This window comes from Streptomyces sp. P9-A2 (genome assembly GCF_036634175.1).
Classification (GTDB): domain Bacteria; phylum Actinomycetota; class Actinomycetes; order Streptomycetales; family Streptomycetaceae; genus Streptomyces; species Streptomyces pratens.
The window spans coordinates 2,495,977-2,516,528 of sequence record NZ_JAZIFX010000001.1; the positions used below are offsets into that span (position 1 = coordinate 2,495,977).

The following is a 20,552-nucleotide window of genomic DNA, read 5'->3' on the forward strand; positions in this document are numbered from 1 at the left end:
TGCAACTTGTGCGGGCGGCATGAGAAACGGCGGCACCCCCGCACGGGTGCCGCCGTTCTCTTTGTGGTCCGGAGCCGTTGCCGATCGGTGAGGGTGGTCGGGTGACAGGCAACGGCTCCGGGGTTCATGCGCCCCGCGGGCCAGGGCTCAGCGGTGGTCGCTGCCCTTCGAGGTGACCGCCGCGCGGCCGGCCTCCAGGCGGGCGACCGGGATGCGGAACGGGGAGCAGGAGACGTAGTCCAGGCCCACCTCGTGGAAGAAGTGGACGGACTCCGGGTCGCCGCCGTGCTCGCCGCAGACGCCGAGCTTGAGGCCGGGGCGGGTGGCGCGGCCGGCCTCGACGGCGAGCTTCACGAGGGAGCCGACGCCGTCCCGGTCGATGGTCTCGAACGGGGAGACGCCGAAGATGCCCTTCTCCAGGTACGCGGTGAAGAAGCTGGCCTCCACGTCGTCCCGGCTGAAGCCCCACACCGTCTGGGTGAGGTCGTTGGTGCCGAAGGAGAAGAACTCGGCGGCTTCGGCGATCTGGCCGGCGGTCAGGGCGGCGCGCGGCAGTTCGATCATCGTGCCGATGGCGAGCTTCAGCTTCGTGCCGGTGGCCTCCTCGACCTCCGCGATGACCTGGTCGGCCTCCTCGCGGACGATCTCCAGCTCCTGGACCGTGCCGACCAGCGGGATCATGATCTCGGCGCGCGGGTCGCCCTTGGCCGCCCGGCGCTCGGCCGCCGCCTCGGCGATGGCCCGTACCTGCATGGTGAACAGGCCGGGGATGACCAGGCCGAGCCGGACGCCGCGCAGGCCCAGCATCGGGTTCTGCTCGTGCAGCCGGTGCACGGCCTGCAGGAGGCGCAGTTCGTTCTCGTGCGGCTCCTGGCGGGACTCCGCGAGGGCCACGCGGACCGACAGTTCGGTGATGTCGGGCAGGAACTCGTGCAGCGGCGGGTCGAGGAGCCGGACGGTGACCGGGAGGCCGTCCATCCCCTCGAACAGCTCGACGAAGTCCTTCCGCTGGAGCGGCAGCAGCGCCTTGAGGCACTCCTCGCGCTCGTCCTGGGTGTCGGCCAGGATCAGCCGTTCCACCAGTTCACGCCGGTCGCCGAGGAACATGTGCTCGGTGCGGCACAGGCCGATGCCCTGGGCGCCGAAGCGGCGGGCGCGCAGCGCGTCCTCGGCGTTGTCGGCGTTGGCGCGCACGCGCAGCCGGCGCTTGCGGTCGGCGAAGGCCATCATCCGGTGGACGGCCTCGACCAGCTCGTCGGCGTCGTCGGCGCCCGGGTGCATCCGGCCCTCGAAGTACTCCACGACCGGGGACGGCACGACCGGGACCTCGCCGAGGTAGACCTTGCCGGTGGAGCCGTCGATGGAGATCAGGTCGCCTTCCTCGACGACGTGCCCGCCGGGGACGGTCATCCGGCGGCGCTTGGTGTCGACCTCGAGCTCCTCGGCGCCGCACACACAGGTCTTGCCCATGCCGCGGGCGACGACGGCGGCGTGCGAGGTCTTGCCGCCGCGGGAGGTGAGGATGCCCTCGGCGGCGATCATGCCGTCCAGGTCGTCGGGGTTGGTCTCGCGGCGGACCAGGATGACCTTCTCGCCGGAGCGGGACCACTTGACGGCCGTGTACGAGTCGAAGACCGCCTTGCCGACCGCCGCGCCCGGGGAGGCCGCGATGCCGCGCCCGACCTTCGCGACCTTCGCGTCCTCGTCGAAGCGCGGGAACATCAGCTGGGCGAGCTGCGCGCCGGTGACGCGGATGAGCGCCTCGGCCTCGTCGATCAGCCCCTGGTCGACGAGCTGGGTGGCGATGCGGAAGGCCGCGCCCGCGGTGCGCTTGCCGACGCGGGTCTGGAGCATCCACAGCTGGCCGCGCTCGATGGTGAACTCGATGTCGCAGAGATCCCTGTAGTGGTTCTCCAGCGTCTCCATGATCTGCATCAGCTGGTCGTACGACTTCTTGTCGATCCGCTCCAGCTCGGCGAGCGGCACGGTGTTGCGGATGCCCGCGACCACGTCCTCGCCCTGGGCGTTCTGCAGGTAGTCGCCGTAGACGCCCTGGTGGCCGGAGGCGGGGTCGCGGGTGAAGGCCACACCGGTGCCGGAATCGGGGCCGAGGTTGCCGAAGACCATGGAGCAGACGTTGACGGCCGTGCCCAGGTCGTGCGGGATGCGCTCCTGGCGGCGGTAGAGCTTGGCCCGGTCGGTGTTCCAGGAGTCGAAGACGGCGTGGATGGCGAGGTCCATCTGCTCACGCGGGTCCTGCGGGAAGTCCCGGCCGGCCTCGGTCTTGACGATCTTCTTGAACTTGGTGACGAGTTTCTTGAGGTCGGCGGCCTCCAGCTCGGTGTCGACCGTGACCTTCTTGGCCGCCTTCGCCGCGTCCAGCGCGTCCTCGAACAGTTCGCCGTCGATGCCGAGGACGGTCTTGCCGAACATCTGGATGAGGCGCCGGTAGGAGTCCCAGGCGAAGCGGTCGTCGCCGGCCTGCTTGGCCAGTCCCTGCACGGACTTGTCGGAGAGGCCGATGTTCAGGACGGTGTCCATCATGCCCGGCATGGAGAACTTGGCTCCGGAGCGGACCGACACGAGGAGAGGGTCGTCGCTCTGGCCCAGCTTCTTGCCCATCGTCGCTTCGAGGGCGTCGAGGTGCGCACTCACCTCGTCACGCAGTGCCGCCGGCTCCGTACCGCTCTCCAGGTAGACCTTGCAGGCTTCCGTGGTGATGGTGAAGCCCGGAGGGACGGGGAGGCCCAGATTGGTCATCTCGGCGAGGTTCGCACCTTTTCCGCCGAGAAGGTCCTTGAGATCCTTGTTGCCCTCGGTGAAGTCGTAGACGAACTTCACGTCCTCAACGCGGTGACCCTGCTGGCCTACGTGGGGATCTTTGTTTTCCGACACGGGTCTCGACTCCTCGAGGACGCGGTGGCTGCCCTGACGAGCAGGAACATACCCAGATCAAAGGCATCTGGGTACGTCCGCACATACGTCACGCGCCTGCGACCACTCCGCCGCCACGGGATCGAAAGTCAAGGCTTGGCAAGCCGTCGCAACCGCATGTGTTCATTTCTTGAACGCACTGATCCCGGATTGGGTCATCTGGCCGCTCGCATGAGCATTGATCGGCACGTTTGATTTCGCTCGATGAACGATCGAGGGATGGCACCGAGTGCCATCCTTTGAGAAGTGCAGTCGCCTGCAATTCGCTCATCTGAGCGCAACCCTTATCAGGGGTGGTGAGAATCACGCTGCCACAGTCGCCGGGATTTCACCATGCGGACGTCCTCCGTACGGCTCCCCCACGGCCGCGCGGGGCGGTTGTGCAGGCACCTCACCGGCGCTCCACGGACGGCACGCCCGGCCTTTGCCCCTTGTTTTCCGAACGTACCCCCAGCGCGCTGAACGCGCCGGTCGGCGCACCCGTACGGAACTACGGCGGATCCGGACCCCCACGCCGGGTCCGCCACCTCACCGGGTTTTGCACGGAAGGACCTCCGGGTGCCCGTCTTCACACGCCTGCGCCGACCGACCCGCACGACCGAACCGGTCCGTACGACCGAGACGACCGAACCGGTCGGGACAGCCGAAGAGAACCCCCGGGGAGAAGGGCACCCGCCCTCGCCCCCGCCCGCGGAGGAAAAGACGGAAGAAGGGCGTGGGGAAGAGGAAGAGACCCCTAAGAATCTCGCCCTCCGCACCCTCCGCACCCTCCGTGCCCGCTGCGCCCCGCGTACCCTCCGCACCCGCTGTGCCCGCCTGCGCGACGAGCACCCCCGCGCCGCGCGTGCCGCCCGCTGGACGCTGCACGGCCTCGCCGCCGCGCTGATCGTCGGCGCGCTCCTGCTGCCGAACACCGCCGGCGCCCTGCGCCCCAGCCGGTTCACCCGGATTCCGGCCGAGGCGATCATCGGCGCGGTGCTGCTGCTCGCCCTGCCGCGCCGCCCGCGGATCGTCGTGGCCGCGCTGTACGGGGCCGGTATCGCCGTACTGACCGTGCTGAACGTGCTGGACATCGGCTTCAACGAATATCTGGGCCGCGGCTTCAACGTGGTGCTCGACTGGGGGCTGCTCGACGACGCGCAGCACTACGTCGAGGACTCGATGGGCGGCGCCACAGCCACCGCCGCCGGCGTCGGCGCGGTCGTCCTCGCCCTGCTCCTGGTGGCCGTCATGGCACTCGCCGCGGTCCGGCTGGGCAACCTGCTGGCCCGGCACCGTACGCGGGCCGGCCGGGGCGCGCTGATCGCGGGCACCGTGTGGATCACCTGTAGCGCCCTCGGCCTGCAGATATCCGGGGTGCCGGTCGCCTCCGACCGGGCGGCGGCCGCGCTGAAGGTGCAGAGCAAGCGCGTGCGGGACACACTGCGCGACGAGGCGGCGTTCGAGAAGGTGGCGCGCACGGACCCGTTCGCGGGCACTCCGTCCGGCCGGCTCCTGCCCGACCTGCGCGGCAAGGACGTCCTCATCACGTTCATCGAGAGTTACGGCCGGACCGCCCTGGAGGACCCGGTGATCGCCCCCGGTGTCACCGGCACCCTGGACGCCGGCACCGAGTCACTCGCGAAGGCGGGGTTCGAGGCGCGCAGCGGCTGGCTGACGTCGTCGACGTTCGGCGGCAGCAGCTGGCTCGGCCACTCGACGGCGCTGTCCGGGCTGTGGATCGACAACCAGCAGCGCTACCGCACCGCCACCGCGAGCGACCGCCTCACGCTCACCAAGGCGTTCGGGAAGTCCGGGGCCTGGGACACCGTCGGAGTCGTTCCCGGTGTCCAGAAGGGCTGGCCCGAGGCGAAGTGGTTCGGCCTCGACAAGGTCTACAACGCCTTCCGTCTGGGCTACCAGGGACCGAAGTTCAGCTGGTCGACCATGCCCGACCAATACACGCTCGAGGCCTTCCAGCGCCTGGAGCACGGCAAGAAGCGCGACGGGGGCAAGAACCTGATGGCGGAGATCATCCTGACCTCCAGCCACCAGCCCTGGGCGCCCCTTCCCGAGATGGTCGGCTGGGACGAACTCGGCGACGGTTCCGTCTTCGGTCCCATCCAGAAGGCGGGCAAGGAACCCGGCACCCTCATGACGGACGCCACCAAGTCCCGACAGGAGTACGGCAGGTCGGTCGAGTACTCGGTGACCGCCCTCACCCAGTGGCTGGAGCGCTACGGCACCGACGACACCGTCCTCGTCTTCCTCGGCGACCACCAGCCCATCGCCCGGGTCAGCGGTCTGCGGGCGAGCCGGGACGTGCCGGTGACGATCGTCGCCAAGGACCCGAAGGTGCTGGACAAGGTCGCCGACTGGAACTGGACGGAGGGGCTCAGGCCGGACGAGGAAGCGCCCGTGTGGCGCATGGACGCCTTCCGGAACCGCTTCCTGAAGGCCTACGGATCCGTCCCGCACCCCGCCGGAGGCTGAACCGGCGCCACCCCGCGCCCCTGCTCCTGACCCTCGACCGGACCGGACCGGACCAAGCCGAGCCGGACCGAGCCGGACCAGACCGATCTGAGCCGGACCGAGCCGAGCCGGCTCAGCCGCCGGACGTGTCGAGTTCGGCGTCCGCGCCGACGTCCGCGCACGCGTACGGGTCCTTCAGCCAGCCGTCCGGCAGCGCCACCCGGTTGTTGCCGGACGTGCGGCCGCGGGGACCGTCCGCGCCGTCCGGCCAGGGCTGGTCCAGGTCCAGCTCGTCCAGCCCGGCCCGCAGGGCCTCGAGGGAGGAGGTGATCGCGAGCCGCCTGCGCATCTCGGAGCCGACCGCGAAGCCCTTCAGGTACCAGGCGACGTGCTTGCGGAAGTCGATCACTCCGCGGGCCTCGTCGCCGATCCACTCGCCGAGCAGGGTGGCGTGCCGGACCATGACGTCGGCGACCTCGCGCAACGCGGGCCGGCGGAAGTCGTCCCGGCCCTCGAAGGAGGCGACCAGGTCGGCGAACAGCCACGGCCGTCCCAGGCAGCCGCGCCCCACCACGACCCCGTCGCAGCCGGTCTCGCGCACCATCCGCAGCGCGTCGTCGGCGGACCAGATGTCGCCGTTGCCGAGCACGGGGATCTCCGGCACGTGCTCCTTGAGCCGGGCGATGGCGTCCCAGTCGGCGGTGCCGCCGTAGTGCTGGGCGGTGGTGCGGCCGTGCAGGGCGACGGCGCTCACGCCCTCCTCGACGGCGATGCGGCCGGCGTCCAGGTAGGTCAGGTGGTCGTCGTCGATGCCCTTGCGCATCTTGATCGTGACCGGCAGGTCCCCGGCGCCGGCGACCGCTTCGCGCAGGATGGAGCGCAGCAGGTTGCGCTTGTAGGGCAGGGCCGAGCCGCCGCCCTTGCGGGTCACCTTCGGTACCGGGCAGCCGAAGTTGAGGTCGATGTGGTCGGCGAGGTCCTCCTCGACGATCATGCGGACGGCCTTGCCGACGGTCACCGGGTCGACGCCGTACAGCTGGATCGAGCGCGGTGTCTCGCTCGCGTCGAACGTGATCAGCTGCATGGTCTTCTCGTTGCGTTCGACCAGCGCCCGGGTGGTGATCATCTCGCTGACGAACAGCCCCTTGCCGCCGCTGAACTCTCTGCAGAGCGTGCGGAAGGGCGCGTTGGTGATCCCGGCCATGGGGGCCAGCACGACGGGCGGCGAGACCGTGTACGGGCCGATCGTCAGATCCGAGGGGGCCGGGGCGGAGGCCGGGGCGGGGTCCGACGTCGCGGCCGGGTTCGGGGCGGAGGGGGGCGTGGACATTCCCCCATTGTCCCGCATGCCGAGGGTGCGCCCGTCTCGCACACCACAAGGGTGCGCCCGTCCCGCACATCAAAGGTGTATAAGTCATTAGTTAGCCACACTACGTAACCGCGCGTACGATGGCGTGCATGTCCGATCTCAGCCCGCGCCGACGTCTCCTCGTGCTCGCGATCTGCTGCATGAGCCTGCTCCTCGTGAGTCTGGACAACACGGTCCTGAACGTCGCCCTGCCGTCGCTCCAGAAGGACCTGGACGCGAGCACCTCGGGTCTGCAGTGGACCATCGACGCGTACACCCTCGTTCTGGCGTCGCTGCTGATGCTCGCCGGCTCCACGGCCGACCGGATCGGCCGCAGGCGGGTCTTCACCGCGGGCCTGGTCGTCTTCACCCTCGGCTCGCTGCTGTGCTCGCTCGCGCCGAACCTGGACGCACTGGTCGCCTTCCGCATGGTGCAGGCGGTGGGCGGTTCGATGCTCAACCCGGTCGCCATGTCGATCATCACCAACACCTTCACCGAACCCCGCGAGCGCGCCCGCGCGATCGGCGCGTGGGGCGCGGTCGTCGGCCTGTCGATGGCGGCGGGACCTCTGGTCGGGGGCCTGCTGGTGGACTCCGTCGGCTGGCGCTCCATCTTCTGGATCAACCTGCCGGTGGGCCTCGCCGCCCTCGTCCTCACCCTGCGCTTCGTCCCGGAGTCCCGGGCGCCGAAGGCCCGCCGCGCCGACCCGGTGGGCCAGCTGCTGGTCATCACCCTGTTCGGCTCACTGACGTACGCGATCATCGAGGCGCCGCACGCGCCGCTCTCCACCACGGCCCTCTTCGGCGCCCTCGTGCTCGCCTCCCTGATCACCCTGCTCCGCTACGAGTCCCGGCGCCACGAACCCCTCATCGACCTGCGCTTCTTCCGCTCGGCACCGTTCAGCGGGGCCACCGTGATCGCGGTGAGCGCGTTCGCCTCACTCGGCGGGTTCCTGTTCCTGTCGACGCTCTATCTGCAGAATGTGCGGGGCCTGAGTGCCCTGGAGGCGGGGCTGTGGATGCTCCCCATGGCCCTGCCGACGTTCCTGTGCGCCCCGCTCTCCGGCCGGCTGGTCGGCACCCGGGGGCCCCGGCTGCCGCTGCTGATCGCGGGCGGCGCGATGACGGCGGCCGGGCTCCTGTTCGCCCTCTTCGAGGCCGAGACGTCCGACGCCACGCTGGTCGCCGGGTACGTCCTGTTCGGTGTCGGCTTCGGCTTCGTCAACGCGCCCATCACCGACACCGCCGTCTCCGGCATGCCCCGCGCCCAGGCCGGGGTGGCCTCGGCGGTGGCCTCCACCAGCCGGCAGCTGGGCCAGGCGCTCGGCGTCGCGGTCATCGGCGCGGTGCTGGCGGCCGGGGTGGGCTCCTCGTCGTTCGCGGACGGCTTCGTGGAGGCTTCCCGGCCCGGCTGGTGGATCCTCACCGCGTGCGGGCTCGCGGTGCTGGTGGTGGGCGCGGCGACCTCGGGCCGCTGGGCCCGCGCGACCGCGCGGCGGACGGCCGAGCGGCTGGAGTCGGCGGAGATCCGCGAGGCGGCCGGCGCGGACGCGTAGCCTCTCGCGACCGGGCCTCCACCGAATCCACCTGCGCGGAGCCCCCGTGTGCGGGCGTGCGTGCTCGCGCGTCACCGGGCGCGCTCTCCCGTGCGGGCGTGGGCCGGGTCTCCACCGAATTCGCCCACGGAGAGCTCCCGTTGATGTTGTTCTTGCCGCAGACTCCTTGTCGTCCCCGATCGCCGTCCCCGATCGCCGTCCCGATCGGGGGCACCAGGTACGGCGACGACGACCGCACATACCGGAGGCCCCATGCCCCAGATCGACACGAGCAAAGTCAGCCGCTGGGACCAGCACGGCCGGGAACACGTCGTACGGGTACAGCGCACCGGTGTGCAGCGCACGATCAGCTGCGAGACCTGCGACTGGCGCCGACGCGCCCAGTTCCTGCCCTGGCTGAAGGCGCAGGAACATCTGGTGGAGGCCCACCAGGCGACGGTGGACCCCACGGAGAGATGAGCCGCCCCGGACGGCGCGGGAAGCGCTGTCCGGGGCGGCTCGAGGGAGTCGACGGTGTCAGGGCCCGTCCGGCGGATCATGCCGGACAGGGCCTACGGCGTCAGCAGCCGACCAGGCGGCTCGCGAGGTAGCCCTCGATCTGGTCGAGGGAGACCCGCTCCTGCTTCATGGTGTCGCGCTCGCGCACGGTCACCGCGTTGTCCTCGAGCGTGTCGAAGTCGACCGTGACGCAGAACGGCGTACCGATCTCGTCCTGGCGGCGGTAGCGGCGGCCGATGGCACCGGCGTCGTCGAACTCGATGTTCCAGTTCTGCCGCAGCGCCTGGGCGAGGCCCTTGGCCTTCGGCGACAGCTCCGGGTTGCGGGAGAGCGGGAGCACCGCGACCTTCACCGGGGCCAGGCGCGGGTCGAGGCGCAGCACCGTGCGCTTCTCCAGCTTGCCCTTGGCGTTGGGCGCCTCGTCCTCGACGTAGGCGTCGATCAGGAAGGCGAGCATCGCCCGGCCGAGACCGGCCGCCGGCTCGATGACGTACGGAGTCCAGCGCTCGCCGGCCTCCTGGTCGAAGTAGGAGAGGTCCTGGCCGGAGGCCTTGGAGTGGGCGCCGAGGTCGTAGTCGGTGCGGTTGGCGACGCCCTCGAGCTCGCCCCACTCACTGCCGCCGAACTGGAAGCGGTACTCGATGTCGGCGGTGCGCTTGGAGTAGTGGGAGAGCTTCTCCTTCGGGTGGTCGTACCACCGCATGTTCTCCTCGCGCATGCCGAGACCGGTGTACCAGTTCCAGCGCTGCTCCATCCAGTATTCCTGCCACTGCTCGTCCTCGCCCGGCTTGACGAAGAACTCCATCTCCATCTGCTCGAACTCGCGGGTGCGGAAGATGAAGTTGCCGGGCGTGATCTCGTTGCGGAAGGACTTGCCGATCTGGGCGATGCCGAACGGCGGCTTGCGGCGCGAGGTGGTCTGCACCTGGGCGAAGTTGGTGAAGATGCCCTGGGCGGTCTCGGGGCGCAGGTAGGCGACGGAGCCGGAGTCCTGCGTCGGGCCGAGGTGGGTGGAGAGCAGGCCCGAGAACTGCTTGGGCTCGGTGAACTGGCCCTTGTTGCCGCAGTTGGGGCAGTTGATGTCGGCGAGGCCGTTCTCCGGGGCGCGGCCCTTCTTCTCCTCGTACGCCTCTTCCAGGTGGTCCGCGCGGAACCGCTTGTGACAGGCGGTGCATTCGGTGAGCGGGTCCGAGAAGGTGGCGACGTGACCGGAGGCGACCCACACCTCGGGGGCCAGGATCACCGACGAGTCGATCCCCACGACGTCCTCACGCGACGTCACCATGTAGCGCCACCACTGGCGCTTGAGGTTCTCCTTGAGCTCGACACCCAACGGCCCGTAGTCCCAGGCGGCACGCTGGCCGCCGTAGATCTCACTGCAGGGGAATACGAAGCCTCGGCGCTTGCTCAGGCTGACGATGGTGTCGATCTTGTCGGCGGCCACGGTGCTCTCTTCATTACGACGACGGGCGACGAAGCGAGATTGCTTCCAGCGAAGCCCTCAGGCTACCGGCGGGCCCTGCCCCCCGACCAATTCGGGGCCCACGTCAGGGGCCCGGGGTCCCCTGACGTGGGCCCCTCACCACCCTTGTTGACAACGGTTTCCATATTAGTTGAAAATGGGAGTCATGAACGTACGACGACGCCTCATACCCACGGCAGCGGTGACCGCGGTCACCGCGCTCGCCCTGGGCACCCTGTCCGCCTGCTCCTCCGACAGCGCCGCGGCGGGCAACACCGACAAGTTCGACGTCGTCGCCTCCTTCTACCCGATGGCGTTCCTGGCCGAGCGGATCGGCGGCGACCATGTGAACGTCACCAGCCTGACCCAGCCCGGCCAGGAGCCGCACGACCTGGAGATCAGCGCCAAGCAGACCGCGCAGCTCGAGGAGACCGACGCGGCGCTCCACCTCAAGGGCCTGCAGCCCAACGTCGACGAGGCCATCGGCCAGTCCGGCGTGAAGACGAAGATCGACGCGGCCACCCTGACCACCCTGGAGACGCACGGCGCCGGGGACGGGCACGGCCACGAGGACGAGCACACGGACGAGGACCACGCCCACGAGGGCGAGGACGGGCACGAGGGCCACTCCCACGAGACCGAGGGCGGCAAGGACCCCCACGTCTGGCTCGACCCGGTCAAGTACGCCGAGGTCGCCGAGGGCGTCGGCAAGGCCTTCGAGAAGGCCGACCCCGACCACGCCGCCGACTACCGGAAGAACACCGAAACCCTCGTCGGCGAGCTGAACGCGCTGGACGCCACCCTCGAGGCGGGCCTGAAGAACCGCAAGGGCGACGTCTTCATCACCACCCACGCCTCCTTCGGCTACTTCGCCGAGCGCTACGGCCTGACCGAGGAGGCCATCAACGGCCTCGACCCCGAGTCCGAGCCCAGCGCGGCCCGGGTGAAGAAGCTCGCCGAGACCGCCAAGGCCGACGGTGTGACCACCATTTTCTACGAGACACTGGTGAGTGACGACACCGCGAAGACGGTCGCCAAGGACGCCGGACTGAAGACGGACGTCCTCGACCCGCTCGAGGGCATCACCGACAGCTCCCGCGGCGGGGACTACTTCGAGGTCATGGAGTCCAACCTGAAGGCCCTGCAGACGGCTCTGGGATCCGCGTGACCGGCCGACCGGCCGGCCGGCCCACCCACCACCGGAGGGCGGCAGCATGACGACGAACACCGGGCCCGCCACATCGACGCCGAAGACCGAACCCGTCATCTCCCTGCGGGGCGTCCACGCCGAGCTGGGCTCGCGCCCCGTCCTGCGCGGCATCGACCTCACCGTGCGCCGCGGCGAGGTCGTCGCCCTGCTCGGCGCGAACGGCTCCGGCAAGTCGACGACCGTGCGCGCCGTCATCGGCCAGGTACCGGCCGGCGCCGGCGAGATCGAGCTGTTCGGCACCCCGCAGCGCCGGTTCCGCGACTGGGCGCGCGTGGGGTACGTCCCGCAGCGCACCACGGCCGCGGGCGGCGTGCCCGCCACGCTGACCGAGGTGGTCGCCTCCGGCCGGCTCTCCCGCACCCGCTTCGGCGTGTTCCGCAAGGCCGACCGCGAGGCCGTACGCCGCGCGCTGGACCTCGTCGGCATGGCGGACCGGGCGAAGGACTCCGTGGACGCGCTCTCCGGCGGCCAGCACCAGCGGGTGCTGATCGCCCGCGCGCTCGCCGCCGAACCCGAGCTGCTGATCCTGGACGAGCCGATGGCGGGCGTCGACCTGGCCAGCCAGGAGGTGCTCGCGGAGATACTGCGCCGGCAGGTCGACCGGGGCACCACCGTCCTGCTCGTCCTGCACGAGCTGGGCCCGCTGGAGCCCCTGATCGACCGGGCGGTCGTCCTGCGCGACGGCTGCGTGACGCACGACGGCCCGCCCCCCAAGGCGGTCGGCCAGCACGCGCTGCCCGGCCACGACCACGTACACCCGCACGCACCGGCGGGCGCCGAACCGATCCGCACGGGACTGCTGAGCTGATTGCCGATGGACCTCCTGAACTACGCCTTCATGCAGCGGGCCCTGCTGGCGGCCGTCCTGGTCGGCATCACCGCCCCCGCGGTCGGCATCTACCTCGTCCAGCGACGCCAGGCCCTCATGGGCGACGGCATCGGGCACGTCGCGATGACCGGCGTCGGCCTCGGCTTCCTGCTCTCCTGGTCGCCGGTGTGGATGGCGACCCTGGTCTCCATCGTCGGCGCCGTCCTGATGGAACTGATCCGCTGGTACGGCAAGGCCCGCGGTGACATCGCCCTCGCGATGCTGTTCTACGGCGGTATGGCGGGCGGCGTGATGTTCATCAACCTCGCCCCGACCGGCTCCAACGCGAACCTCACCTCGTACCTGTTCGGCTCCCTGTCGACGGTCTCCGAGTCCGACGTGACGGCCATCTGCCTGCTGGCCGCGTTCGTGGTGCTGGTCACCGTCGGTCTGCGCCGCCAGCTGTTCGCGGTCAGCCAGGACGAGGAGTTCGCGCGGGTCACCGGCCTGCCGGTGCGGTTTTTGAACCTGCTCACCGCGGTCACGGCGGCGGTCACCGTCACCGTCGCGATGCGCGTGGTGGGCCTGCTGCTGGTGAGCGCGCTCATGGTCGTGCCCGTGGCCGCCGCCCAGGCGCTCAGCCGCAGCTTCGCCGCCACCTTCGCCATCGCCGTCGCGATCGGCGTGAGCGTGACCATCGGCGGCACGGTCACCTCGTACTACCAGGACGTGCCGCCCGGGGCGACGATCGTGCTGCTGACGATCGCCGCGTTCATCGCGCTGACCGTGCTGGCCACCCCGCTGGCCCGCCGCCGCGCCCGCGCACTGGCCGCCGCCCGACCCGCGCCGGACCCGGCCGAGTGCGCCGTACCGGCCGGCCGGAAACCGCGCGGCGAGCCCGACGCCTGACTCCCTCCTGCCCGGCCTGGCACAATGGCCGCGGTAGAGCAGAGGCAGACTGAGGAGGAAACCGGTGACCACCGCTGGACCGCCCGTGAAGGGCCGCGCCACCAGGCAGCGGGCCGCCGTGGCGGCTGCGCTCCAGGGCGTCGACGAGTTCCGCAGCGCGCAGGAGCTGCACGACGTGCTCAAGCACAAGGGCGACTCGGTGGGACTCACCACGGTCTACCGCACCCTGCAGTCCCTCGCCGACGCCGGCGAGGTGGACGTGCTGCGCACGGCGGACGGCGAGTCCGTCTACCGCCGCTGCTCCACCGGCGACCATCACCACCACCTGGTCTGCCGCAACTGCGGCAAGGCGGTCGAGGTCGAGGGCCCGGCCGTGGAGACCTGGGCGGAGACCATCGCCGCCGAGCACGGCTACGTCAACGTGGCCCACACCGTGGAGATCTTCGGGACCTGCGCGGAGTGCGCGGCGGCGGCGAGCGGCACCTGAGAACCCGGACACGGCGAGGGGCGCGGAGATTGATCTCCGCGCCCCTCGCCGTGTCCACGCCCGCCCTCTGCTGTTCCTGCTCGCCTACTGCTCCTGCTTGCCCTCCATGGCGAGCAGTTCCTCGTTCGGGATCGCGCCGCCGAAGCGGCGGTCGCGGGAGGCGAACTCGAGGCACGCGCGCCACAGGTCCCGGCGGTCGAAGTCCGGCCACAGGACGTCCTGGAAGACCATCTCCGCGTAGGCGCTCTGCCACAGCAGGTAGTTGGACGTGCGCTGCTCACCGCTCGGCCGCAGGAACAGGTCCACGTCCGGCATGTCCGGGTAGTACAGGTAGTTCTGCAGGGTCTTCTCGTTGACCTTCGCCGGGTCGAGGCGTCCCGCCCGCACGTCCTCGGCCAGCGCCTGCGCCGCGTCGGCGATCTCGGCGCGGCCGCCGTAGTTCATGCAGAAGTACAGGGTGAGCCGGTCGTTGTCCTCGGTCTGCTCCTGCGCGATCTGGAGTTCCTTGGCGACCGACTTCCACAGCTTGGGCATCCGCCCCACCCAGCGCACCCGCACACCCAGCTCGTCGAGCTCGGCCCGGGACTTGCGGATGAAGTCGCGGTTGAAGTTCATCAGGAAGCGCACCTCGTCCGGTGAGCGCTTCCAGTTCTCGGTGGAGAAGGCGTACAGCGAGATGGCGCCGACGCCCATCTCGATCCCGCCCTGGAGCACGTCCAGCACGCGCTCGGCGCCCACCTTGTGGCCCTCGGTGCGCGGCAGGCCCCGCTCCTTGGCCCAGCGGCCGTTGCCGTCCATCACGATCGCCACGTGCTTGGGGACCAGCTCACTGGGGAACTTCGGGGGCCGCGCGCCGGAGGGGTGCGGTACCGGCGTCTTGTACTCCCGGCGCTGACGCCCCAGAAACCCGCGTACGGCCATGTGCTTCTCGTCTCCTCTAGGTGTTCCGGGTGGTCCAAGCGCTCTGGGTGTTCGTTACTTCTCGACGTACCGCAGGGAGCGCAGTCCGCGCTCCAGGTGCCAGTGGAGGTACGCGGACACCAGCCCGCTCCCCTCCCGGACGTGCCGCGCCTCGGACGCGTCCGCCGTCTCCCAGTCTCCCGTGAGCAGCGCGCCGAGCAGTTCCAGGGCCTGCGGCGAGGGCACGACGCTGCCGGGGACCCTGCAGTCGGCGCAGACGGAACCGCCGGAGGCGACCGAGAAGAACCGGTTCGGTCCGGGCAGCCCGCACTTCGCGCAGTCGCCGAAGGTCGGGGCGTAGCCGTTGACGGCGAGGGAGCGCAGCAGGAACGCGTCGAGGACGAGGTGCGGCGCGTGCTCACCGCGGGCCAGGGTCCGCAGGGCGCCGACGAGCAGCAGGTACTGCTGGACGGCCGGCTCGCCCTCGTGGTCGGTGAACCGCTCGGCGGTCTCCAGCATGGCCGTTCCGGCGGTGTAGCGGGCGTAGTCGGTGACGATCCCGCCGCCGTACGGCGCGATGGTCTCGCTCTGCGTGCACAGCGGGAGGCCGCGCCCGATCAGTTCGCTCCCCTTGGCGAAGAACTGCACGTCCACGTGGGAGAACGGTTCGAGGCGCGCGCCGAACTTGGACTTCGTCCGGCGCACACCCCTCGCCACGGCACGTACGCGCCCGTGACCGCGCGTGAGCAGGGTGATGATCCGGTCCGCTTCACCCAGCTTCTGGGTGCGCAGCACAACGCCGTCGTCGCGGAACAGACTCATACGACCATTCTCGCGCACGCGCCGGGCTCCCGTGGCACCGCCTCGGGGGCCGGCCGGCGGGCCCCCCGCGTCAAGGCAGCTCCCCCCGGCTGCGGGCGTTGGCGTACGCCGTCGCCGCGCGCAGCCGCTCGGCGGGCGTCGCCTGGCGCACCTCGACCGGTTCGGCGTCCCACTCCCGGCCGCCGCCGTACGGTCTCAGCTGGATGTAGGGCCCCTCGTGCCCCATCACGATGCCGACCCTCTCGGTCCGGGTGTCCACGACGTACACACCCACCGGCGGCTTCATCGCGCTGCCGCGGCCATCACGGCCGCGAGCCGCCGTGCGGTCTCCACGGAGCACCGCCCCAGGTCGACCAGTGGACAGGGCGCCTCCCGCGCAAGACTCACCGGGTCCAAGCCCAGTGACGGCAGAGTAATTCCCGCCTTCACGAGTAATTCCCGCAATTCTTTCACCACACCCTCCGCCTCTTCGACGCAGAGCGCCGAGTGCCGTTCCTTCACTTTGGTCCCCTTCTCTTCGGCTTTCACGCTTCCTGTCCTTAAGGTGCCCTTCGGAACCTACACTCGGAAGAGTTTTGCGCCCTACAAGTAGCGGGCTGCGCAAAGGGGTTGGGAAAGGGGTGAGCAATGGCCAATGGTTCACGCCAAGCGGCATGGGAGTTCTTCGGCACGGAACTGAAGCGACGCCGGGAGGATTCGGGGTTCACGCAGGTGGATCTGGGGGCGCGGGTGTTCGTGTCGGGGGGCTACATCGGCCAATTCGAACAGGCTATTCGGAAACCCCAATTGGACGTGGCCCAGCGGATCGACGAGACACTCCAAACCGACGGTATTTTCGAGCGCCTGTGCAGGAAACTGATCGACGACCGCCGGTATGCGGATTATTTCGCCAAGGTGGCGGAGCTGGAGACACTGGCGACGAAGATCTGCGAGTTCGCACCGGCGCTGATTCCCGGACTGTTGCAGACCCCGGCCTATGCGCGGGCGGTCACGCTGGCCATGAATCCCTTCGCGCCGGAGGAGTCGGTCGACGAGAAGGTATCGGGACGCATCGAACGAGGCCTGATCCTCAAGGGCTCCACGCGGCCGGTGTACTGGGCGATCCTCCACGAGAACGTACTGCGCATCCCGGTGGGCGGGAGCGCAGTCATGGCGGAGCAACTGGAGCAGGTCGTGGGACTCGTGCGAGAGCGTTCGGTGCTGGTGCAGGTGTTGCCCTACGCGGCCGGCGCGTATCCCGTGATGACGGGGGATCTTCGGCTCATGGACTTCGACGACGCACCCGCAACCGCCTATACAGAAGCCGTGTATTCGGGGAACTTGCTGGACGATCCGGCCGTGGTGCAGCGAGCACAGTCGGCATACGATCTGCTCAGGGCGGATGCGCTGTCACCAGAGCTGTCCCTGGCCCTGATCCAATCGGCGGCGGAGGACTTCAGACGATGCGCGAGTACGACCTGAGCGAAGCACGCTGGCACAAGAGCAGTCACAGCGACGGCAACGGCGGCAACTGTGTCGAAGCCGCCTACGACTTCCCCGGCGCCGCTCGCTGGCGCAAGAGCACCTACAGCGGCGGAAGCGGCGGCGAGTCCTGCCTCGAGGTCGCTGACGGAGTCCCCGGCATCGTCCCCGTCCGGGACAGCAAAGTGACCGCCGGTCCCGTGCTGGTGGTCGGTGCGGCGGCCTGGACGGAGTTCATAGGTGCCGTCGGCCGCGGGTGCGCCGACCGGGGGTAACCGCTCGTAGGAACACGTCCGGTGCATGCGGTCCGGGTGTACAACCTGCGATGATGCTGCGCGGTTGTGCGGTTGCGGAGTGTTTCACGCCTTGGTGGGTATGTGGAGGGAAGCGTACGAATATGGGGCAGCCGTTCATGCTGCGGGGTGCTCCCGCAGCCACCCCAATTCCTCCCAACTCCCGCTTTTACGCTGAGCGGTTGGTCCGACCGGAGGATGACCTGGCTATGACGCCGTTGGCGTGACGTTTCGGCGGGGCGGCGCCCGTGGCGGGCTCCGGGGCGGTCTCCTGTGAGGTAGAACCGCAATTCTTTGGAGACCGACGTGACCGCCACCTCGTACGAGTACGGCCCCCACCAGGGCTACGTCGACGCCTACGCCTTCGACGGGAGCGGCTACGGCGACTTCCCGATCGCGCCGCCGCACCCGCCGGAGCGGCTGGACATCGCCATCGACCCGCAGGACCGGCGCCGGCTGGAACTCCACGCGGCCCTGACGGCCGCCGGGATCCCGCCGCTCCCCGAGGACCGTGAGGCCATCGACAGGCTCAGCGCCCTGCCCGGCAACATCAACGACACGATCCAGCGCTGGTTGCAGCACGCCCTCTGACGCGAGGCGAGGCCAGGCCAGGCGAAACGAGGCGTACGGGAGGGCGTGGCATCCGTTGCCGCCGTCACTGCGTTCCCGGTGCGACCAGTCCCGACTCATAGGTCACGATGACCAGTTGGGCCCGGTCGCGGGCCGCGAGCTTGCCCATGATCCGGCTGACATGGGTCTTCGCCGTGAGCGGGCTCAGCCCCAACGCCTCGGCGATCTCCGTGTTGTTGAGCCCGCGTGCGACCAGCGCGAGCACCTCCCGCTCACGGTCCGACAGACACTCGGGACCGCGCGGTCCCCGCGCGGTCCCGACAGCGGGAGACGAGAAGCGGCGCGTGGTCGGTGCCGGCGGCGAGGACGGACACATGGAGAGGGTGCCGGGCGGGACACAGCCGCTCAGGTGCGGTCGACCATCCAGGTGCCGTCCTCCTCGTCGTCGACCCGCACCTCCAGTTCACGGACGCTCATGCCCGCCTCCCAGAGTTTCCAGAAGCGCTTCATCTGCTCCTGGACGTGGTCCGGACGTGCGATCAGCCGGGTTCTGACGTTGACGTCGCGCAGGTCCTGCTCGATCTCGAAGGACACTTCCTCGTCGTAGACGATGAAGTCGTTGGCGGTGCCGCGCTGGATGTGCGGCGGCAGTTCCGGCAGCACCGCCACCCGCACCTCGATGCGCAGCGCCTCCTGCTCGTCGCACAGCCGCAGCAGCCGGTCGTCGAGTTCACGGGCGCTCTCCAGCAGGAACAGCCGCCGTACGGGCACCCCGTGCTCCTCGATCGCCTGCTTCTGCGCGTCGAGGTAGCGGCCGGCGGGCTCGCTGTTCCAGAACTCCCGGTCGACGGACGTACTGATGGCGCAGATCGACTGCTCCGCGACGTGGGCGAGGCTGAGCATCCAGTCGTGGTTCTCCCCGTGGCTCTCCACGCTCAGCCGGGTGAGCGCCGACATGTGCTCGATCACCCGCTGCATCTCCAGCCGGATGAAGGAGTACAGGAGCGGGGATCCGGGCGCCAGGACGTCGGCGAAGCGCTGGGCCAGTTCGGGTACGCCGTCCATGCGGACCCGGTCCAGCGGCGGGTAGGGCTGCGAGGAGGACCGGTCCAGCTGGGCGAAGCGGCTCTCGACCAGCTGCTTCATGTCCTCGGCGTGCCGGCCCAGAACGGTCCGCGTCTCCTCGGCGTGCCGGGTGAGGCCGGTCTCCAGGGCGTCGTCGTACCGCTGGAGACCGTCCCGCACGGTGTTCTCCACCTCGGTGGCGGTCCCGGTCAGGACGCGCTCCGCCCAATTCTCCCGTTCCCGCCTGTACCTGTCCTGCCTCTCCCGCGTCTGCCACTCCCGCGCCTCGCGGTCCGGGCCGAGGAGGTACTGGACGGCCATGACGGCAGCGGCGCAGAGCGCGGCCGCGGCGAGCTGCCGCCCCGTACCGGCGTCCGGGGCCAGCAGCACGGCGACGCCCCAGGCGAGGAGGCCGAGGACCAGGCCGGCCGGCAGCCACCGCCGCCATGCGAATGCGGCCGGGCCCGGCCATCTGCCCGGCTTGTCGCGGGCGTCGGTCACATCGGGCGCGTCGGTCACATCGCGTGCGTCGCGTGCGTTCGCCGAAGGGGGTAACACCGTGCCGCCCGGGTCGTCCGGCGGCCCCGTCTGTGCGGGAATCGCCGTGCCGGGTTCGGGCCGGGTGCCCTCGGACTCAGATGATGGTGCCGTGCTCATCTCGCTCTTCCCCCCGTTGGGATACACGTCGGATCGGGATGCGGAAATGTGCTTGGGGCCGGGTACGGCGGTTGCCCGGTGTCCGGTCAGGGACCCATGTCCGCCTCCCGGTGGGGGGACGGGATCGCGTGCAGGGTGAGCTGGTCGCGGATGCGCTGCACAAGGGTCTGCCACTGCCGGGTGAAGCCGGGCCGTTCCTCCAGCGCGTCCCAGAGCGGCGCCAGGTCATGCGCCACCCGGGCCCGCGGCATCCACAGGTGCAGCAGATGGTCGACGGTGGGCCGCAGCGCCCTGACCACGGCGGGAAGCTCCTCGCCCGCTCCCTGACGCTGCCCCGGCCGCCGCCGGGCCGGCGGTGCTCCGGCCGCCCCGGCGCCGGCCCCCAGCCGGATGCCGTCGAGGATGCGGACCACGGTGGTGAGCAGCCAGTCGTGCAGGGCGAGGTCGTCGCAGAGCCCGGCGAGCTCTTCGCCGGTGGTGCCCTCGGGCACCCGCAGCCGTACCGTGCGCAGCTCGTCCTCGGCGAGGGTGAACCGCTCGATCGACGGGCCGGCGCCCGGGTCCGCGGGCAGGGCCACCCAGCGGAGCCGGGTGGGGCGGGACCTGAGGGGCGGCCGGTGGTCGAGCAGGGGGTGGCGCAGCAGTCTGGTGTGCAGTCCGTCCGCGATCAGGCCGACGTCGAGATCGCCGTGCCGCCCGCCGGTCAGCACGCCCTCGGCGACCGCCTCGTGGGGCAGCTTCCCGAACGGCTCGACCACGCCGGGCCGTACCAGGTAGTGGCCCCACGGCCGCCGGTGGTCGGGGCCGGTGGCGGGCATCGTGAAGTACGCGGAGGTCTGGAGGAGGCGTCCCTCGGTGAGCGCGGCCCGTGCGGCGACCGTGCCGACGGCGCGGACCCGGGCGCCGTTGGCGCTGGGCAGGGGGCAGTCGACGCCGGTGAGCGTGTCGGGCGAGCGCCCGTAGAGGTTGGGGCGCTCGGAGAGCAGGACGCGTTCGTCGGCTCGCAGTCCGAGGAGCTGGGCGGCGGCCCGGCTGTCGAGGGCCTGCAGGGCCGGGAGCAGCGAGGTGCGGACCTCTCCGCAGGCGAGCACGACACGCGGTGCGGTCTTCGCCGGCCCCAT

At 70.4% G+C, this 20,552-nt stretch carries 19 protein-coding genes and 1 pseudogene; 10 read left to right on the forward strand and 10 right to left on the reverse strand.

The genetic code is table 11. The features are described from left to right. Positions 1–147: 147 nt before the first annotated feature. Complete coding sequence (gene ppdK / locus V4Y04_RS11355; protein WP_443079992.1) at positions 148–2,895, reverse strand: pyruvate, phosphate dikinase; 2,748 nt, start codon at positions 2,893–2,895, stop codon at positions 148–150. A gap of 597 nt (positions 2,896–3,492) precedes the next feature. On the opposite strand from ppdK, the gene V4Y04_RS11360 reads away from it, so the two are divergent. Further along, positions 3,493–5,406, forward strand: coding sequence for a CDP-alcohol phosphatidyltransferase (locus V4Y04_RS11360; RefSeq protein ID WP_443079993.1), 1,914 nt, complete (start codon positions 3,493–3,495; stop codon positions 5,404–5,406). 112 nt (positions 5,407–5,518) lie between these two features. Here the strand turns inward: V4Y04_RS11360 and dusB are convergent, their stop codons facing one another. Then, positions 5,519–6,733 carry a tRNA dihydrouridine synthase DusB gene (gene dusB, locus V4Y04_RS11365; RefSeq protein ID WP_443080173.1) on the reverse strand — a complete coding sequence of 405 codons (1,215 nt, stop codon included), beginning with the start codon at positions 6,731–6,733 and terminating at the stop codon, positions 5,519–5,521. Between the two features lie 110 nt (positions 6,734–6,843). Here dusB and V4Y04_RS11370 point away from each other — a divergent pair, with 110 nt between their 5' ends. After that, positions 6,844–8,289, forward strand: coding sequence for an MFS transporter (locus tag V4Y04_RS11370; protein ID WP_332427469.1), 1,446 nt, complete (start codon positions 6,844–6,846; stop codon positions 8,287–8,289). Between the two features lie 252 nt (positions 8,290–8,541). After that, positions 8,542–8,748 carry a hypothetical protein gene (locus V4Y04_RS11375; protein WP_332427470.1) on the forward strand — a complete coding sequence of 69 codons (207 nt, stop codon included), beginning with the start codon at positions 8,542–8,544 and terminating at the stop codon, positions 8,746–8,748. Positions 8,749–8,848: 100 nt separating this feature from the next. Here V4Y04_RS11375 and V4Y04_RS11380 read toward each other — a convergent pair whose 3' ends face one another. Then, complete coding sequence (locus V4Y04_RS11380; protein ID WP_055592243.1) at positions 8,849–10,231, reverse strand: glycine--tRNA ligase; 1,383 nt, start codon at positions 10,229–10,231, stop codon at positions 8,849–8,851. Between the two features lie 184 nt (positions 10,232–10,415). On the opposite strand from V4Y04_RS11380, the gene V4Y04_RS11385 reads away from it, so the two are divergent. The 4 genes from V4Y04_RS11385 (at position 10,416) to V4Y04_RS11400 (ending at position 13,663) form a co-directional block, all read left to right on the forward strand. Beyond that, positions 10,416–11,417: a metal ABC transporter solute-binding protein, Zn/Mn family gene (locus V4Y04_RS11385; RefSeq protein ID WP_332427472.1), complete on the forward strand. Its 1,002-nt coding sequence runs from the start codon at positions 10,416–10,418 to the stop codon at positions 11,415–11,417. Between the two features lie 46 nt (positions 11,418–11,463). Further along, complete coding sequence (locus V4Y04_RS11390; protein ID WP_332427473.1) at positions 11,464–12,267, forward strand: metal ABC transporter ATP-binding protein; 804 nt, start codon at positions 11,464–11,466, stop codon at positions 12,265–12,267. A 6-nt stretch (positions 12,268–12,273) separates the two neighbouring features. Further along, positions 12,274–13,176, forward strand: coding sequence for a metal ABC transporter permease (locus V4Y04_RS11395; RefSeq protein WP_332427474.1), 903 nt, complete (start codon positions 12,274–12,276; stop codon positions 13,174–13,176). Positions 13,177–13,240: 64 nt separating this feature from the next. Continuing rightward, positions 13,241–13,663 (forward strand): Fur family transcriptional regulator, encoded by a 423-nt coding sequence (locus V4Y04_RS11400; protein WP_332427475.1) that lies wholly within the window; start codon positions 13,241–13,243, stop codon positions 13,661–13,663. Between the two features lie 84 nt (positions 13,664–13,747). Here V4Y04_RS11400 and V4Y04_RS11405 read toward each other — a convergent pair whose 3' ends face one another. From V4Y04_RS11405 to V4Y04_RS11420, 4 genes are all read right to left on the reverse strand, one after another. Next, a complete protein-coding gene (locus V4Y04_RS11405) occupies positions 13,748–14,584 on the reverse strand; it encodes an isoprenyl transferase (protein ID WP_332427476.1) in 837 nt (278 codons plus the stop codon). Between the two features lie 54 nt (positions 14,585–14,638). Then, positions 14,639–15,385 (reverse strand): DNA repair protein RecO, encoded by a 747-nt coding sequence (gene recO / locus V4Y04_RS11410; protein WP_332427477.1) that lies wholly within the window; start codon positions 15,383–15,385, stop codon positions 14,639–14,641. Positions 15,386–15,455: 70 nt separating this feature from the next. Further along, positions 15,456–15,671, reverse strand: a complete 216-nt coding sequence (locus tag V4Y04_RS11415; protein ID WP_332427478.1) for a hypothetical protein — start codon at positions 15,669–15,671, stop codon at positions 15,456–15,458. Continuing rightward, positions 15,668–15,886: a hypothetical protein gene (locus V4Y04_RS11420; RefSeq protein ID WP_332432792.1), complete on the reverse strand. Its 219-nt coding sequence runs from the start codon at positions 15,884–15,886 to the stop codon at positions 15,668–15,670. The genes V4Y04_RS11415 and V4Y04_RS11420 overlap by 4 nt, the downstream gene beginning before the upstream one ends. 126 nt (positions 15,887–16,012) lie before the next feature. Between V4Y04_RS11420 and V4Y04_RS11425 the strand changes: the two genes are divergently transcribed. The 3 genes from V4Y04_RS11425 to V4Y04_RS11435 all read left to right on the forward strand — a co-directional run bounded on the left by V4Y04_RS11425 (position 16,013) and on the right by V4Y04_RS11435 (position 17,730). Beyond that, positions 16,013–16,846, forward strand: a complete 834-nt coding sequence (locus V4Y04_RS11425; protein WP_332427479.1) for a helix-turn-helix domain-containing protein — start codon at positions 16,013–16,015, stop codon at positions 16,844–16,846. Continuing rightward, on the forward strand, positions 16,828–17,121 hold the full coding sequence (locus V4Y04_RS11430) for a DUF397 domain-containing protein (protein ID WP_332427481.1): 294 nt from the start codon (positions 16,828–16,830) through the stop codon (positions 17,119–17,121). The genes V4Y04_RS11425 and V4Y04_RS11430 overlap by 19 nt, the downstream gene beginning before the upstream one ends. A gap of 324 nt (positions 17,122–17,445) precedes the next feature. After that, positions 17,446–17,730 (forward strand): hypothetical protein, encoded by a 285-nt coding sequence (locus V4Y04_RS11435; protein ID WP_443079994.1) that lies wholly within the window; start codon positions 17,446–17,448, stop codon positions 17,728–17,730. Positions 17,731–17,794: 64 nt separating this feature from the next. Here the strand turns inward: V4Y04_RS11435 and V4Y04_RS11440 are convergent. The 3 genes and pseudogenes from V4Y04_RS11440 to V4Y04_RS11450 form a co-directional block, all read right to left on the reverse strand. Further along, positions 17,795–18,067, reverse strand: a pseudogene (locus V4Y04_RS11440) (response regulator transcription factor); the annotation flags it as partial. A 47-nt stretch (positions 18,068–18,114) separates the two neighbouring features. After that, positions 18,115–19,293: a hypothetical protein gene (locus tag V4Y04_RS11445; RefSeq protein WP_332427483.1), complete on the reverse strand. Its 1,179-nt coding sequence runs from the start codon at positions 19,291–19,293 to the stop codon at positions 18,115–18,117. 224 nt (positions 19,294–19,517) lie between these two features. Beyond that, positions 19,518–20,552 carry an SCO2521 family protein gene (locus V4Y04_RS11450; protein ID WP_332427485.1) on the reverse strand — a complete coding sequence of 345 codons (1,035 nt, stop codon included), beginning with the start codon at positions 20,550–20,552 and terminating at the stop codon, positions 19,518–19,520.

What these genes read in the sequence shown, in the direction of transcription:
- dusB (WP_443080173.1), bottom strand. Translation starts at nt 6,733, where the DNA reads ATGCGGGACAATGGGGGAATGTCCACGCCCCCCTCCGCCCCGAACCCG.
- V4Y04_RS11390 (WP_332427473.1), top strand. Translation starts at nt 11,464, where the DNA reads ATGACGACGAACACCGGGCCCGCCACATCGACGCCGAAGACCGAACCC.
- V4Y04_RS11375 (WP_332427470.1), top strand. Translation starts at nt 8,542, where the DNA reads ATGCCCCAGATCGACACGAGCAAAGTCAGCCGCTGGGACCAGCACGGC.
- V4Y04_RS11450 (WP_332427485.1), bottom strand. Translation starts at nt 20,552, where the DNA reads ATGGGGCCGGCGAAGACCGCACCGCGTGTCGTGCTCGCCTGCGGAGAG.
- V4Y04_RS11370 (WP_332427469.1), top strand. Translation starts at nt 6,844, where the DNA reads ATGTCCGATCTCAGCCCGCGCCGACGTCTCCTCGTGCTCGCGATCTGC.
- V4Y04_RS11395 (WP_332427474.1), top strand. Translation starts at nt 12,274, where the DNA reads ATGGACCTCCTGAACTACGCCTTCATGCAGCGGGCCCTGCTGGCGGCC.
- V4Y04_RS11425 (WP_332427479.1), top strand. Translation starts at nt 16,013, where the DNA reads ATGGCCAATGGTTCACGCCAAGCGGCATGGGAGTTCTTCGGCACGGAA.
- recO (WP_332427477.1), bottom strand. Translation starts at nt 15,385, where the DNA reads ATGAGTCTGTTCCGCGACGACGGCGTTGTGCTGCGCACCCAGAAGCTG.
- V4Y04_RS11430 (WP_332427481.1), top strand. Translation starts at nt 16,828, where the DNA reads ATGCGCGAGTACGACCTGAGCGAAGCACGCTGGCACAAGAGCAGTCAC.
- V4Y04_RS11405 (WP_332427476.1), bottom strand. Translation starts at nt 14,584, where the DNA reads ATGGCCGTACGCGGGTTTCTGGGGCGTCAGCGCCGGGAGTACAAGACG.
- V4Y04_RS11385 (WP_332427472.1), top strand. Translation starts at nt 10,416, where the DNA reads ATGAACGTACGACGACGCCTCATACCCACGGCAGCGGTGACCGCGGTC.
- V4Y04_RS11415 (WP_332427478.1), bottom strand. Translation starts at nt 15,671, where the DNA reads ATGAAGCCGCCGGTGGGTGTGTACGTCGTGGACACCCGGACCGAGAGG.